The sequence below is a fragment of the Micromonospora sp. NPDC003241 genome, assembly GCF_053589795.1.
The window spans coordinates 18,591-33,392 of record NZ_JBSFSO010000013.1 but is presented as its reverse complement, the minus strand read 5'-3'; the positions used below and the strand labels follow the sequence as shown (position 1 = coordinate 33,392).

Genomic DNA, 14,802 nt, shown 5'->3' with positions numbered 1-14,802 from the left:
CGGGTTTGTCCCGGCATCCGGCGGGGAGGCAGCCGGTGGACGAAGGAGGCGACACATGCGCGCGCTACGACTGCCCGCCTGGAAGAGCGACCCGGAGCTGGTCGAGATCGACGAGCCGACGCCCGGCCCCGGTCAGGTGGTCGTGAAGATCGGTGGTGCCGGGGCCTGCCACTCCGACCTGCACCTGATGCACGATTTCGACTCGGGCACGCTGCCGTGGGGGCCGCCGTTCGTGCTGGGGCACGAGAACGCCGGCTGGGTGCACGCCCTCGGGGCCGGGGTGACCGGGTTGGAGGTGGGTCAACCGGTCGCCGTGTACGGGCCGTGGGGCTGCGGCGTGTGTGCCCGCTGCCGGGTCGGTGCCGACAACTACTGCGAGAACACGGCCGCCGCGCCGGTGCCCGGTGGCGGCGGTGGTCTGGGCCTGGACGGCGGCATGGCCGAGTACGAGCTGGTGCCGGCCGCCCGGCACGTGGTGCCGCTGCCGGACGGGTTGGACCCGGTGCAGGCGGCGCCGCTGACCGACGCGGGACTGACGCCGTACCACGCGATCCGCCGGTCCTGGCCGAAGCTGGTGCCGGGCAGCACGGCGGTGGTGATCGGCGTCGGCGGACTGGGGCACGTGGGGGTGCAGATCCTCAAGGCCACCACCGCCACCCGGGTCGTCGCGGTGGACACCCGGGACGAGGCGTTGCGGCTCGCACAGGAGTGCGGCGCGGACCTGACGCTGCGGTCCGGCGCGGGGACCGCCGACGAGATCCGGACGCTCACCGGCGGCCGGGGTGCCGACGTGGTGCTCGACTTCGTCGGCGCGGACCCCACCCTGAAGCTCGCCGTCTCGGTGGTGCGGACGGTCGGCGACCTGACCGTCGTCGGCATCGGCGGCGGCTCGCTGACGATCAGCTACTTCACCGTCCCCTACGAGGCCAGCGTGCAGACCACGTACTGGGGCAGCCGGCCGGAACTGATCGAGGTGCTCGACCTGGGGGCACGGGGGCTGGTCCGCCCGAAGATCACCACGTTCGGCCTGGACGACGCGATGGACGCGTACCGCCGGATGCAGGACGGCACGCTGGAGGGCCGGGCGGTCATCGTGCCGTGAGGGGCGACCCGCCTACAGTGATCATGTGGTCGCCGCGCTGGAACTCTATCTGGACACCGTCGCCACCCGCCGGATCCGGGTGCTCTGGGACGCCCTGGAGGCCGAGGGGGTGCAGAGCCTGCGGTCCCTGTTGGAGCAGCGGCACCGGCCGCACGTCTCGCTGGCGGTCGCGCCGCGCCTCGATCCGGAGCAGGTGGCGGCGGCGCTGGCCGGCACCACCGTGGCGGCACCGCTGCGGCTGACGTTCCAGCACGCCGGCCAGTTCGTCGGCCGGGTGCTCTGGCTGGGCCCGGCACCCACCACCGAGCTGCTGACGCACCACCGGCTGGTGCACGACCGGCTGAGCGCCGCCGGGGTCGAGCTGGTCGCGCACTACCGACCGGGCCACTGGGTGCCGCACTGCACGCTGTCCATGCGGGTGCCGAACACGCTGATGGCGATCGCGGTCCGCCGCTGCCTGGAGATCCTGCCGCTGGAGGCCACCGTGGTCGGTGCGGCGCTGACCGACCACGCCCGGGGCATCTCGCACCCGCTGCCCTGACCGTCGCGCGGCCGGGGCTCAGCTCGAAGGGTCGGCGCGGCCATGCCGCCAGTAGCCCATGAAGGCCACCGCCCGCCGGTCCAGGCCGCACTCGACGACCAGGTGCCGGCGCAGGGTACGGATGACACCCGCCTCCCCCGCCAGCCACGCGTACAGCGGCGCGGACGGCAGGGCGTCGGGCACCTCCCAGAGGATGGCGCGGTCCACGTCCACGTCGTCGACGAACTGACCGCCCGACGCGTACGCCCCCGACACGCCCGCCCCGACCGGCAACGCCCGGGCCAGCAGTTCCTCGGCGGCGGCGGCCACGGCGGGGACCAGCCGGGCACCGTGCGGCGCACCGTCGCGCGACAGCCAGGTCACCTCGACACCGGGCGGCGCCACCCACGGCAGCACGTCCGCCGCCGACGGCACCTCCAGCAGCACCCGGCCCCGGGCGTCGGACGGCAGCCGCTCGCAGATCCCGCCGATCGCCGGCACCGCCGTCTCGTCCCCGGCGAGCAGCAGACGACCGGTCGACGGCGGCCGGAACTCCCGTCCACCCTGGTCGCCGTCGAATCCGGCGTCCGGGCCGGCGATGGCGATCTCGTCGCCGGGGCGCACCCGCCGCGCCCACCGGGTCGCCGGGCCGGAGTCGCCGTGCAGCACCAGGTCGACGTCCACCTCGTTGAGGTGGGGCCGGACCGCCCGCGCGGTGTAGGTGCGGATCGGGTTGCGCAGGTGATCCGGCAGAGCCCGCCACTGCGCGTACCAGTCCGGCCCCTGCGGCAGGTCCGCCCCACGCTGGCCGGGCAGCGGCAACGCCAGCTTGATCCGCTGGTCGTCGCCGTTGTCGGCGAAGCGGTCCAGGTCCGGGCCGGTGAAGGTGACCCGGACGAAGGAGGGGCTGAGCCGGCGTACCGCCCGGACTTCGACGGCGAACAGCCGCCAGGGCGTGATCGGCAGGGTGTTGGTCATGGTGCCTCTCTGGTGCGGACCGGTGGCGCGGCGACGCGTCACCGGGATCGGGGCGCGGCGGCGCGGGAACGCCACAGCAGCCAGACGAAGTACGGGGTACCGATCATGGCGGTGACCAGGCCGGCGGGGATCTGTGCCGGGGCGATCACGGTGCGGCCGAGGGTGTCGGCGAGGCTGACCAGAGCCGCGCCGAGCAGCGCGGCGACCGGGAGCACCCGGCTGTGCCGGCCGCCGACGAGCGCGCGGGCCGCGTGCGGGGCGACCAGGCCGACGAAGCCGATCACACCGACGGCCGAGACGGCGGTCGAGGTGAGCAGCGCCGCCGCGCCGAGGGCGATCAGCCGGGTGCGTTCCAGCCGGACGCCGAGCACCCGGGGGGTGTCGTCGTCCAACGTCATCAGGTCCAGTTCGCGGCGGGCGGCGACCACCGCCGGGGTGAGCACCAGCAGCGCGATCACCACCGGCAGCACCTGCGTGGCGGTACGCCCGTAGGTGGAGCCGGAGAGCCAGGTGAGCGCCTTGCCGGTGTTCCACGGGTCGAAGGCCACGATCATGAAGGTGATCAGCGCCATGCCGCCCTGCCAGGCCCCGAATCCGATCAGGACCAGCCGGTCGGAGCTGAGCCCGCCGCGCCACGCCGCACCGTAGACCAGGGCGAAGGCGAGCATCGCGCCCAGCCCGGCCACCCCGGAGACGGCCCACACACCGGCCAGCGGCACGAAGGTGAGCAGCGAGACCGCGCCCAGGCCGGCTCCGGCGGTGATGCCGAGGATGCCGGGCTCGGCCAGCGGGTTGCGGCAGACCGCCTGCACCGTGGTGCCGGCCACGGCCAGCGCCGCACCGGCCAGCATCGCCGCGGCGACCCGGGGCCAGCGCTGGTCCAGCACGAACGTGTACGCCGGCCCGGTGTTGCCGTTGACCCAGTTGACGATGTCGCCGACCAGCACCCAGGTGTCCCCGGCGAGCATGCCGAGCAGCACCGCCGCAGCGGTGACGGTGGCCGCCACGACGACCACCGTGCGGTGGAAGCCGGCGGAGCGTACGGCCGCGTGACCGCCCGGCGGGCGACGGGTCGGTCCGGCGTCGCGGTGCCGTCGGGCCAGCCAGATCAGCACGGCCGCGCCGAGCAGGGTGGTCACCACGCCGGTGGGGATGTCCACCCCGGCCTGGCCGCCCATGACGGCCCGCAGCAGCACGTCGGAGCCGAGCACGATGATCACTCCGGCGATGCCGGAGAGCGGCAGCAGCACCCGGTGCCGGTGCACGCCGGGCACCACCGAGCCGAGCAGTCGGACGATCACCGGCGCGCAGAGGCCGACGAAGCCGACCGGCCCGGTGAGGGTCACCGCCGAGGCGGCGAGCAGGACGGCCAGCACCGTGACGATCAGTCGGGTACGGCGTACGTCGAGGCCGAGCACGGTGGCGGTGTCGTCGCCGAGGGCGAGGATGTCGAGGCGGTGCCCGAGCAGCATCAGTGCCACGACGGCGATGCCGAGCACCGGGGCGAGCTGGGTGAGCGCGTTCAGGTCGCTCTGCACCAGGGAGCCGTTGCCCCAGGCGAACAGACCGATGGTGGCCTGCTCGAAGAGCAGGAGCAGCAGCATGGTCACCGAGCTGAGCGCCATGGCGGTGGCCGAACCGGCGAGGATCAGCCGGGTGGTGCCGGCCTGCCCACCGGAGGACATCGCCATCACCAGGCCGGCCGCGGCGAGCCCGCCGCAGAAGGCGAGGCCACCGGCGGGCAGCGCGGGCAGCGCGATGCCGAACGCGGAGACCGAGACGATGGCCAGGTGGGCGCCCGCGTTGACGGCGAGCGTGTCCGGCGAGGCCAGCGGGTTGCGGGCGATCGACTGGAGGGCCGCTCCGGCGAAACCGAGGGCGACGCCGATGGCCAGCCCGGCGAGCAGCCGGGGCACCCGGGAGGCGACCAGGACCCGGGCCGTCTCGTCGTCGCCGCCGGTGAGCAGCCGCAGCAGGTCGAGCGCGCCGACGGCGGAGGTGCCCTGGGTGAGGTGGACACCGGCGACCACCAGCAGCAGGGCGATGGCGGCGAGGAAGGCCCCGACGACGCGTGGGGCCGAGACGCGCCCGGCCGGAGCCGGCCCGAGGGCCGGCTCCGAACGCGGGGGTGCGGACAGCGTGGTCACACCGCGTAGGTGTTGACGAACTGGTCGATGTACTGCTTGCCGGAGAGCGGCCCGCCGAAGGTCCAGATGCCGTCCGGCATCCGGTGCAGGTTGCCCTGCGCGACGAAGGGCAGCGCCTTCCAGATGGCGTTGTCGGCGAGACCGTCGGCGAAGACGTCGCTGCCGTCCGAGGCGTTGTAGAAGAAGTGCAGGTCCGGGCTCTTGAGCACGGTCATGCCCTCGACGTCGGTCTGGCCCAGGCCCCATGCCTCGTCGACCTCGCCCTGCCAGGCGTTGGTGAGGCCGAGCTGGATGCCGATCTGGGAGACGAGCGCGCCCTGACCGAACATCCGGATGCTGACCGTGCTGCCTTCCTTCCAGCCGTCGGCGATGGCGAACGGCTTACCGGCGGCTCCAGCGTCGGCGATCTTCTTCTTGCCGTCGGCGATCGCGGTGTCGAAGTCGGCGAGCAGCTTCTCCGCCTCGGCGGTCTTGCCGACCGCGGCGGCGATCATGTTCACGTCGGCGCGCATCCGGCCGATGTTGTCCGTGGCGTCGCTGCCCTTGGTGACGACGACCGGGATGTACTTCTCCAGCTGCGCGATCGTGCCGGCGCCGCGGTCGTCCGTCATCACCACGAGGTCCGGCTCCAGCGCGACGATGGAGTCGACGCTCGGTTCGCCCCGGGTGCCGACGTCCTTGACGTCGCCGTCGAGCTTGGCGGCGGTGACCCAGGTGGCGTAGCCCTTGGGGTCGGCGACACCGACCGGCATGACACCGAGGCTGACGAGCATCTCGACCTCGCCCCACTCCAGGCCGACGACCTTGGTGGCGGGCTTGTCGAGCGTGATCTCCTTGCCCCGGCTATCGGTCAGGGTGACCGGTCCACCGGCGGCGGAGGGGCTGGAGTCGGGTGCGGAGGCGTTCTCGGTGGTGCCGCAGGCGGCCAGCACCAGAGCGGTGGCGGCGGCGACCAGGGCCGTGACACGGGTACGGGACATGATGTTCTTTCTCGGGATGGGTGGTCCGGGCCGGTCCGGGATCAGACCGGGATGCGGGTGAGGTGCCGGCCCACCGGGCGGGTGGTGACCAGACCGCTGAGCGGGTCGACGACGACCTCGATCCGGATCCCGTAGGTCTCGGTCAGGTCGTGCTCGGTAAAGACCTCGGCCGGGGTGCCGGTGGCCCGGACCCGGCCGCTGTGCAGCAGCACCACCTCGTCGGCCACCGCGGCGGCCTGGTTGAGGTCGTGCAGCACCACGCCGACCGCGACACCGTGGTCGTCGGCGAGGTCACGCATCAGGTCGAGGATCTCGACCTGATAGCGCAGGTCGAGGAAGGTGGTCGGCTCGTCGAGCAGCAGCACCGGGGTGTCCTGGGCCAGGCAGGTGGCCAGCCAGACCCGCTGCAACTCGCCGCCGGACAGCTCGTCGACCGGCCGGTCGGCCATCGCGGTCACCCCGGTGACCTCCATCGCACGGCCGATCGCGGCGGGACCGTCCGGGTCGTCGGCACGCCAGCGCCCCCGGTACGGGTGCCGACCGTAGCCGACTACATCACGGACAGTGACGCCGTTGGGGACCGGCCGGCTCTGCGCGAGCAGGGTCACCCGGCGGGCGTACTCCTTGGCGGGCAGGCCGGCGGCGGCGCAACCGTCGGCGAAGAGCACCGCGCCACTGTCGATCGGGTGCAGTCGGGCCAGCGCCCGCAACAGGGTGGACTTACCACTGCCGTTCGGCCCGACCAGGGCCGTAACCGCGCCAGGGCGGAGCGTGATCCCGGCACCGTGCACCACCGGCGTGCCGTGGTAGCCCAGGTGGAGGTCGGCTCCACGCAGGCTCTGCTCGACGCCGTCCGACGCCAGTACGCTCGACATGCGGTTAGGCTAACCTAACCTAACTCGCTGTCAAGATGGGGTCCCCGACATCGGTCGGGCGTCACGGGCCGAGTCGACGCGACTCGATGAAACACGCCGGAACAGGCCACTCGGACGCCTCGTCGACCGCCCGCGCGGCCGGGGACCGTGGTCACCCCGTCAGCCGGTGCGCAATCGGTACCGGGGTGGGAGGACAGACGAACGCGAGCAGCGGTAGCGTTGCGCGTCATCGCAGCCGGGCGGCCGGTGTGGCGCTCGCGATCGTACGGAGGATGGGGCATGTCCATCGGCGAGGAACCGTTCGCAGCCCGCGACGACCTGGCCTCGCGGCCGAACTTCGAGGTCACTCTGCGGGGGTACGACAAACGGCAGGTCGACCGCTACGTCGAACAGGCCGACGCCCGCATCGCCGCGGTCGCCGCCGACCGGGACCGGGCCACGTCGCACGTGCGGGACCTGACCGGCAAGCTCCAGGCGTTCCAGGTCGAGGTGACCGAGCTGCGCCAGCGGCCGACCCAGATGGACCGGGCGTCCTTCCGTGAGCTGGGTCCGATGGTCGACCAGATCCTGGACCTGGCCGAGAAGCAGGCGACGGCCATCGTGGACACCCACACCCAGCGGGCCACCAAGCTCCAGGCGGAGGCCGAGAAGACGCTCTCCAACGCGCGCGAACGGACCGTCAAGGCGCTGGCCGACCTCGACGAGGAGCTGGCCGGCCGACGGGCCGAGCACGAGAAGACGTACGAGGAGAAGCGCACCACCGCCGAGGCGGAGCTGGCCGAGATCCGTGAACGCGCCGAGAAGCTGCGGGCCGAGGGTGAGGCCGCACACGAGCGCGCCCAGCAGGAGGCGCAGCGCATCGGCGAGCAGTGCCGCCAGCAGGTCGAGCAGACCCGCGCGGCGGCCGAGGCGCTGACCACGTCGGCGCGTACCCAGATCCACCAGGAGATCCAGGCGGCCCGGACCAAGAGCCAGCAGGAGCTGGCCCAGTGGCGGACCACGGTGGAGGAGGAGCTCGCGGAGCGGCGGTCCAACGCCGAGGAGGACCTGGCCGAGCAGCGGGCGTCGGTCGAGCGCGAGTTGGCCGCCCAGCGTTCCACCGCCGAGCAGCGGGTCAGCTCGATGATCGCGGACGCGCAGCAGTACTCCGCCGAGATCCGCAAGCGCGCCGACGAGCAGGCGGCCGAGACCCGCACGTTCAGCGACGAGCAGGCCGCCGCCGCCGAGGAGCAGTTGCACACCGTCCAGCTCCAGGTCGGTGAGCAGCAGGAGGCGCTGGCCCGGTTGCAGGAGGAGTTGGACGGCGCCCGCCGGCAGCTCGACGAGACCCGGCGGGACAAGGACGCCACCGACGCCGAGCTGACCCGGCTGCGCCGGCAGTTGGAGGAGACCGGCCGCGACCTCGCGGCGGAGAGCCAGCGGCTGGACGAGGTGCGCCGGGCCGTCGAGGCGGCCGAGCGGCACGCCAAGGAGACCCGGGCCCGGGTGCAGCGGGAGGCCAAGCGGGTCGCCGACCTGGCGGCGGCGGCGGTCATGGCCGCGGCGGCCGGCGGCACCGAGACCGCCGAGTACCCGATGGTGGGCGCACGCCCGGCCGCCCGGGTCAACGGCGAGCCGGCCCCGTCGACCGGCGCGCACCAGCCCACGGCCGACGGCGACGCGCGCGCCGAGGCGGCCGGTGCCGAGCGCGGCGGTCCGGAGCGGTCGGTGGTCAACGGCGCCGCATCGAGCCCGGACGCTCTCCGTTCCGGCGCGGACGCCCTTCGTTCCGGGCCGGGTTCGGACGGTGCCCGTGCCGAGAACGGCGCGGCGGGCACCGCTTCGGGCGACGCGGAGGGCAGCGGTGGCGCAACGGGTGCCTCCCGTGGCGCGGACGGCGCTGTTACCCCGGCGGGTACCGGGGGCGTCGCCTCCGGCGGTGGTGCGGACGCCGGGCGCTCCGGCGGTGGTCCGGACGCCGGCCGCTCCGGCCACGGGCCGGCGCAGTCCGCTTCGTCGGCGTCGACCGACCCGGCGTCGCTGACGGACCCGGTGGCGCGGGCGGCGGCGGTCGTCGCGGCCGGCGGGAAGGCCGGCATCGACTGGTTCGCCGGGCCACCGGCCACCGAGGACGAAGCCGGGCACCCGGTCGCCGCGGCCAACGGCACCGCGCCCGAGCCCACCGCGCGCTGAGAGACCCGGTTCGGGCCGGTGCGGGAATGTCCCCGCACCGGCCCGAAATCGGTGACCGGGCTCAGCACGGTCGGCGCGGCAACCAGCCGAGGAACCGGTTCCGGGCGTGGGCCAGCGGTAACCCGGGCAGATCCCGGGCGGCGGCGAGCAGGCACGACCCCAGATAGACCGCGAGCGCGGCCCGCGCTCCCCCGAACTCCGCCAGCAACTGGCTCTGCTTGACCGCGCACGGCCACTCCTGGTCGCATCCGGTGCAGGTCCAGGTCGGCGGCGAGGGCAGGTGCTCCGGCGGTTTCGTCGAGCGGTAACGGGCGCTCGCGCTGTTGCCGCGCCCGGTGTGCGGACGGACCACCCGGACCGCGTCGTCCCCCTCCGGACGGCGGGGCGCGAAGAGTTCCCGCCGCGCCAGCCCGAGCGCGCCACCGGCGCGTACCAGTGCGTCCGGCCCGGGCCGGTGCCCGACCAGCGCCCCCAGCAGGTGATGTCCCAGCAGGTCGAACGCGTCGGGCCCGAGATCGAGTTCCCGGCACAACCCGATCAGTCGCAGCGGTGCCGCCACCCGCTGTGTCAGCAACGCCGAACGCAGTACGTCACGTAGGCCGTCCCCCAGTGCGCCCAGTCGGCTCCCCACGATGCTGGTGAGGATCGCCTCCCCGGTGATCCGCCGAAGCGCTTCAGCCGTCGCCCGGCGGACGATGTCAGTCGGATCCTTGCCCTCCAACACCCACCCCTCTCATCCGTACTCGAGCAGCTACCTCTCCTTCGGACACTCGTCATGATCATGGGAGCGTTCGCTTTCCGGCTAGTTCACCGCACGCACCGGCACCCGGTGAGCTAGCCCGAAAACGAAATCCCCGTCTTCAGCCAAACGATCGACTACCGGCCGACGCGACGCATATACGATGGGAAATCCGCGGGATTTCTTCCTATGTGGATGCTGTAGACGGGATTCCTGTCTTGCGGCCGTACCGTCCGCACCGGTGTCACCACTGGCCACACCACCGGCGCCTATGCGTGGAGCCCCTCCGTCCGCGTCGATGGAGGCGTATTGGCGACGACGATTCTGAGAGCGCAGCGCTTCGACAGCCGGGACCCGGCGGTCATCAGCACCTTCCTCGCCGGCGCGTACGGCACCGAGGTGGCGATCCGCTCGGCAGAGGGTGGGTACCGGCTGCGCCACCACCGGGTCGACGCCGGCTCCTTCTGCCTGGAGGCGATCGAACAGTCCGGTCGGCTGCGGATCGACGTCGGGGCCACCACCAGCCAGGGCCTGCTGATCTGCCAGGTGGTCAGCGGACGGATCGACCGCGGCTGCGCCGACGAGGTCGGCCGGTTCGGGCCGGGTGACGTCTTCCTCGCCACCGTGCCCGGCGCACCGTACTCCGTCTGCTGGCTGCCCGGCAAGGTCACCTCCTGCCTGCTCGACCTGTCCGTGCTCGCCAGGGTGACCGGGGTGCAACCCGGCACCTTCCGGTTCACCGGACTGGCCCCCGCCTCACCGGCCCTGGCCCGGCTCTGGCGCCACACCACCGGGTACCTCCACCAGGTGGTCCTGGACAACCCGTACGCGTACGTGCAGCCGCTGGTGATCGCCAACGCCGCCCGGATGCTGGCCGCCACGGCCCTGGCGGTCTTCCCGAACACCGCCGCCGGCTGGCCGAGCGCCACCGACCAACGCGTCGTGACCACCGCGACGCTACGGCGGGCGGTGGCCTTCATCGAGGAGCACGCCGGCCACGACATCGGGGCGGCCGACATCGCCGCGGCGGCCCAGGTCTCGCTGCGGACGCTGCAACTGGCGTTCCGCCGACACCTGGACACCACTCCGATGGCCCACCTGCGCCGGGTCCGGCTGGACCGGGCCCACCGTGACCTGGTGCGGGCGGACCCCCGCCAGGAGACCGTCTCGGCGATCGCCTCGCGGTGGGGGTTCCTGAGCCACAGCCGGTTCACCGCCCGGTACCACGCCGCCTACGGCATACCGCCGAGCCGGACGCTGCACGCCTGACCGGATCCCGACCGACCGACCGCCACGGCGCGCCGACCGCCTGATGCCCATCGACTCCGGCCGGTGCCAGAATCGCCACATGCCGCGTTCGCTCGTCGGCCGGGACGCCCTGTTCGACCTGGCCTGGCGCGCGCTGGGCGAGCCCGGCCCGGTGCTGTTGGAAGGCCCGGCCGGGATCGGCAAGACGACCCTGCTCCGGGCCCTGGTCGCCGAGGCGACCCGGGCCGGCTGGTCGGTACTCGCCTGCGCGCCGACCGAGTGCGAGACCGACCTGCCGTTCGCCGCACTCGCCGACCTGCTCCGCCCGTTGGCGGACCTGGTGGTGGACCTGCCCCGTCCCCAGCGGGTCGCCGCCGAGGTGGTGCTGCTCACCGGCGACAGCGACGAGACGTTCGACGAACGGGTGGTCGGCGCGGCGACCCGGACGCTGCTTGAGGCGGCGCTCGCCGCCGGCCGGCCGCTGCTGGTCGCGGTCGACGACGCGCCCTGGTTGGACCGGCCGAGCGAACGGGCGCTGCGGTTCGCGCTGCGCCGACTCGACCCGGTGCCGGCCACGCTGGTGACCTGCCGCACCCCGGCCGGGCCGGCGCCCCGACCGGCGCCGCTCGGGCTCGACAGCGGTCCCCACCGGTTGACCCGGCTGGCCCTGACCCCGCTCGACGTGGCCGCGCTGCACCACGTGCTGCGGGACCGGATCGGTGCCCCGCTGAGCCGCCCGCTGCTCGCCCGGGTCGCCCGCGAGGCCGCCGGAAACCCGCTGGTCGCCATCGAGGTGGCCCGCGCGGTCCAGCGCCTGCCGCAGCCTCCGGAGCCGGGGCAGGACCTGCCGGTGACCGCTTCCATGCACCACCTCCTCGACGAGGTCCTGGCCGGGCTGCCGCCCCGCTGCCGGGACGCGGTGCGGTTGGCCGCCCTGCTCGGCGTACCGCTGCTCGGGGATCTGGCCGCGACCGGGGTCGGTGCCGGCGCGTTCGACGCCGCCGAGGAGGCGGGGCTGCTGGTGGTGACGCCGCAGCGGGTCGAGTTCAGCCACCCGGTGTACGCGGCGGCGGTCCGCGCCGGCATCCCGCCCGGCGTACGGCGTGCCCTGCACCGCCGGCTGGCCGAGGTGGTGACCGACCCGGACGAGCGGGTCCGGCACCTGGCGCTGTGCACCACCACGGCCGATCCGGTGGTGGCCGACGCCCTGGCGGCGGCTGCGGCACGGCAGCACACGCGCGGGGCGCCGGAGGCCGCCGCGACCCTCTACGAGTCCTCCGCGCGGCTCACCCCGGCGGACGACCCGGACAGCCAGGGCCGACGACGACTCGCGGCGGCCCGGTGCCGGTTCGACTGCGGCGACCATCCGGGCGCCCGGCTGGCCGCCGAGGCGGTGGCCGACGGGTTCACCGGCGACGTGCGTGCCGAGGCGCTGCTGCTGCGGGCCGTGGTGGCGTGGAGCGCCGACGAGCCGGGCGGCACCGCCGTCGAGGCCGCCGCGCGGGCGCTGACCGCGACCCGACCCGACACTCCCCTGGCTGGCCGGATCCACGCCCACCTGGCGCTCTTCGTCGACCTGCCCGATCCGGCCCGGACGCACGCCGAGGCGGCGGTCGGGCTGCTCGCCGGGCCCGGCGGCGACCCTGCGCTGCTGGCCGCCGCACTGATGAACCTCTTCTTCAACGAGGTACGCGCCGGAGCGCCGCCCCGCACCGACCTGCTCGACCGCGCGCTGGCCATGGAGGGCGCCCAGCCGTCCTGGCTGGCCGGCACGATCCCGGCGGTCTGGTGGAAGGGCATCGACGACCTGGACCGGGCCTGGGAGCGCCTGACCGGACTGCTGGACCGGGCCACCGCACGCGGTGACGAGCCGTCCCAGTACGAGTTGCTCAAGCACCTCGGCGAGACCGAACTGCTGGCCGGTCGCTGGGCGGCGGCCGAGCGGCACATCGCGGCGGCCCGTGAGCTCGGCGAGTTGCTGGGCACCGAACTCACCGCCGAGACCTGGCTGGCCGCGCTGCTCGACGCGCTGCGCGGCCGGCTCGACGCGGCGGCCCGGACGGCGCAGGCGGGTACCCGGCTGGGCGATGAACTCGACGACGACTGGTGCCGCCGTATCCACCTGCACCTGGACGCGTTCGTCGCGCTCAGCGCCGGACGGATGTCCGACGCCGCCGCCGGTTACCGGCGGCTCGCCGCGATGTTCGACCGGATGGGCCTGGCCGAGCCGCTGGCCCAACGCTTCGAGCCGGACTGGATCGAGGCGTGCGTCGGGGTCGGTGACCTGGTCACCGCGCGGGCGACGTTGGCGCGGCTGGCGCAGCGGCACCAGCGGCTGCCGCGCCCCTGGACGCTGCTCGGGTTGGCGCGCAGCCGGGCCCTGGTGGACAGTGCCGACGGGGTCGACCCGTCGGCCGCGCTGGCGGAGATCGACGCCGCGCGGGTCGCGGTGCCGCCCGACGTCCTGCCGCTGGACCGCGCCCGGTGCCTGCTGGTCGCCGGGGTGGTGCACCGCCGGTCGCGCCGCAAGCGGCAGGCCCGGGAGGCGTTGCAGGCCGCGGCGGCCGAGTTCGACGCGCTCGGGGCGGCGGCGTTCGCGGAGCGGGCCCGGGCCGAGGCCGCCCGGCTCGGTGGCCGCCCGCCCGCGCCGTCGGACCTCACCGCGACCGAGGAACGCGTGGCCCGGCTCGCCGCCTCGGGGCGGACCAGCCGGGCCATCGCCGACGAGCTGTTCGTCAGCCCGAAGACGGTCGAGACGAACCTCTCCCGGGTCTATCGCAAGCTGGGCATCTCCCGCCGCGCCGAGCTCGGCGCCGCACTCGCGCGGACCACGACCGGCACCCCGGGGGTCGGCGGCGGGCGTCGATAGCTAGGGAAACACCGGATTCCTTCCCGGCCCGCCGACCGTAGCGTCGAGACGTCACCCGACGATCGGCCGACGAAGGGAGCAGGACACGTGCGGCGAAAGATCCTGCCCGCGCTCTGCGTGGCGGTGCTCGCGTTCAGCGGATGCAGCGGCGGCGGCACCGAGGCTCCACCGGCGCCGGACACGGGGGCCGGCGCGGACGTGGACACCGACCTCGACCTGCCCGTCGACGAGGCCGACACGGTACGCCCGCCCTGCCCGTTCGACGCGGCCCAGATCACCGAGTTCGTCGGTGAGCCCATGGTGGACCAGGGCACCTGCAGCTTCGGCGACGGCAAGGGGGTCGCCCAGCTCACCGTGACCACCGCCTCCCGGTTGGCCGGCGAGAGCACCTACGACTACCAACGTCAGCAGGCCGGGCAGATCTACACCACGGTGACGGAGATCGGCGACGGCGCGAAGGGCTACCTGGCGGTGAAGGACATCGGCGCCGAGGCGGTGGTGGTCGGCGACGGAGGCAGTTACACCGTGACGCTGAGCAGCTTCTCCCGCCTCGGTGCCCGGCCCGACGGATACGAGCAGGCGCTGCGTCGGCTGCTCGACGCCCTGCCCCGGTGACGCGGAGGGAGACGACGATGAGGCACCTGTCCACCGCCGCCCGGCTCACCGTGACGGCGGCCGTGACGGCCGTGCTCGCCGCGTGCGGCGGGGCCGTCGAGCCGGCGGCGGCACCGCCCCCACCAGCACCGACCGGGGCACCGGAGCCGGAGCCGCCGAGCGAGACGCCCGCGCCGCCGGACGCGCCCGAGGTCGACGCCTGCGCGCTGGTGACCAAGGCGGAGGCCGAGACGTTGGCCGGTACGCCGTTGGAGGACCCGGCGCCGGTGCGGGACACCTGCACGTACACCGGGCCGGTCTCGGGGCCGTTGGCCCAGGTGGAGGTCTTCGTCGGCGACGGGGCGAAGAAGATCCTCGACGTCGACCGGGACCTCGATCACGAGTTCGAGACGCTCACCGGGATCGGGGACGAGGCGTACCAGGAGGAGGGGGCGGTCTTCGTCAGCGTCTCCGGGACCTGGGTGGCCGTGCGGCTGGTCCGGCTGGACGACCCGGCCGAGTACGCCCCGCGCCTCACCGACGTGGCCCGGACGGTGGCCGGGCGGCTGTGACGCGCA

At 74.2% G+C, this 14,802-nt stretch carries 12 protein-coding genes; 7 read left to right on the top strand and 5 right to left on the bottom strand.

Annotation, left to right across the window (positions count from 1 at the left end):
• The first annotated feature begins 55 nt into the window (after nucleotides 1-55).
• Both ACWDVW_RS13480 and ACWDVW_RS13475 read left to right on the top strand, forming a co-directional pair.
• A complete protein-coding gene (locus ACWDVW_RS13480; RefSeq protein ID WP_449947854.1) occupies nucleotides 56-1,102 on the top strand; it encodes an NAD(P)-dependent alcohol dehydrogenase in 1,047 nt (348 codons plus the stop codon).
• Between the two features lie 25 nt (nucleotides 1,103-1,127).
• Nucleotides 1,128-1,643, top strand: coding sequence for a 2'-5' RNA ligase family protein (locus tag ACWDVW_RS13475; RefSeq protein ID WP_449947851.1), 516 nt, complete (start codon nucleotides 1,128-1,130; stop codon nucleotides 1,641-1,643).
• 18 nt (nucleotides 1,644-1,661) lie between these two features.
• Here the strand turns inward: ACWDVW_RS13475 and ACWDVW_RS13470 are convergent, their stop codons facing one another.
• The 4 genes from ACWDVW_RS13470 to ACWDVW_RS13455 are packed head-to-tail and all read right to left on the bottom strand — an operon-like array spanning nucleotide 1,662 to nucleotide 6,602.
• On the bottom strand, nucleotides 1,662-2,600 hold the full coding sequence (locus ACWDVW_RS13470) for a siderophore-interacting protein (protein ID WP_449947848.1): 939 nt from the start codon (nucleotides 2,598-2,600) through the stop codon (nucleotides 1,662-1,664).
• Nucleotides 2,601-2,638: 38 nt separating this feature from the next.
• A complete protein-coding gene (locus tag ACWDVW_RS13465) occupies nucleotides 2,639-4,747 on the bottom strand; it encodes an iron ABC transporter permease (RefSeq protein WP_449947846.1) in 2,109 nt (702 codons plus the stop codon).
• Nucleotides 4,744-5,727, bottom strand: coding sequence for an ABC transporter substrate-binding protein (locus ACWDVW_RS13460; protein WP_449947843.1), 984 nt, complete (start codon nucleotides 5,725-5,727; stop codon nucleotides 4,744-4,746). Before ACWDVW_RS13460 ends, ACWDVW_RS13465 begins: the two co-directional genes overlap by 4 nt.
• Nucleotides 5,728-5,768: 41 nt before the next feature.
• Nucleotides 5,769-6,602, bottom strand: coding sequence for an ABC transporter ATP-binding protein (locus ACWDVW_RS13455; RefSeq protein WP_449947840.1), 834 nt, complete (start codon nucleotides 6,600-6,602; stop codon nucleotides 5,769-5,771).
• 279 nt (nucleotides 6,603-6,881) lie between these two features.
• Between ACWDVW_RS13455 and ACWDVW_RS13450 the strand changes: the two genes are divergently transcribed.
• On the top strand, nucleotides 6,882-8,774 hold the full coding sequence (locus tag ACWDVW_RS13450; protein WP_449947838.1) for a hypothetical protein: 1,893 nt from the start codon (nucleotides 6,882-6,884) through the stop codon (nucleotides 8,772-8,774).
• A gap of 61 nt (nucleotides 8,775-8,835) precedes the next feature.
• Here the strand turns inward: ACWDVW_RS13450 and ACWDVW_RS13445 are convergent, their stop codons facing one another.
• A complete protein-coding gene (locus ACWDVW_RS13445; RefSeq protein ID WP_449947836.1) occupies nucleotides 8,836-9,498 on the bottom strand; it encodes a hypothetical protein in 663 nt (220 codons plus the stop codon).
• A gap of 324 nt (nucleotides 9,499-9,822) precedes the next feature.
• Between ACWDVW_RS13445 and ACWDVW_RS13440 the strand changes: the two genes are divergently transcribed.
• The 4 genes from ACWDVW_RS13440 (at nucleotide 9,823) to ACWDVW_RS13425 (ending at nucleotide 14,796) form a co-directional block, all read left to right on the top strand.
• Nucleotides 9,823-10,782 (top strand): AraC family transcriptional regulator, encoded by a 960-nt coding sequence (locus ACWDVW_RS13440; RefSeq protein ID WP_449947834.1) that lies wholly within the window; start codon nucleotides 9,823-9,825, stop codon nucleotides 10,780-10,782.
• Between the two features lie 79 nt (nucleotides 10,783-10,861).
• A complete protein-coding gene (locus ACWDVW_RS13435) occupies nucleotides 10,862-13,630 on the top strand; it encodes an AAA family ATPase (RefSeq protein ID WP_449947832.1) in 2,769 nt (922 codons plus the stop codon).
• 87 nt (nucleotides 13,631-13,717) lie between these two features.
• Nucleotides 13,718-14,245 (top strand): hypothetical protein, encoded by a 528-nt coding sequence (locus ACWDVW_RS13430; protein ID WP_449947830.1) that lies wholly within the window; start codon nucleotides 13,718-13,720, stop codon nucleotides 14,243-14,245.
• A gap of 17 nt (nucleotides 14,246-14,262) precedes the next feature.
• Entirely contained in the window at nucleotides 14,263-14,796 is a 534-nt protein-coding gene (locus ACWDVW_RS13425) for a DUF3558 family protein (protein WP_449947827.1), read from the top strand.
• The last annotated feature ends 6 nt before the right edge of the window (nucleotides 14,797-14,802 follow it).

What these genes read in the sequence shown, in the direction of transcription:
- ACWDVW_RS13480 (WP_449947854.1), top strand. Translation starts at nt 56, where the DNA reads ATGCGCGCGCTACGACTGCCCGCCTGGAAGAGCGACCCGGAGCTGGTC.
- ACWDVW_RS13435 (WP_449947832.1), top strand. Translation starts at nt 10,862, where the DNA reads ATGCCGCGTTCGCTCGTCGGCCGGGACGCCCTGTTCGACCTGGCCTGG.
- ACWDVW_RS13470 (WP_449947848.1), bottom strand. Translation starts at nt 2,600, where the DNA reads ATGACCAACACCCTGCCGATCACGCCCTGGCGGCTGTTCGCCGTCGAA.
- ACWDVW_RS13460 (WP_449947843.1), bottom strand. Translation starts at nt 5,727, where the DNA reads ATGTCCCGTACCCGTGTCACGGCCCTGGTCGCCGCCGCCACCGCTCTG.
- ACWDVW_RS13455 (WP_449947840.1), bottom strand. Translation starts at nt 6,602, where the DNA reads ATGTCGAGCGTACTGGCGTCGGACGGCGTCGAGCAGAGCCTGCGTGGA.
- ACWDVW_RS13425 (WP_449947827.1), top strand. Translation starts at nt 14,263, where the DNA reads ATGAGGCACCTGTCCACCGCCGCCCGGCTCACCGTGACGGCGGCCGTG.
- ACWDVW_RS13450 (WP_449947838.1), top strand. Translation starts at nt 6,882, where the DNA reads ATGTCCATCGGCGAGGAACCGTTCGCAGCCCGCGACGACCTGGCCTCG.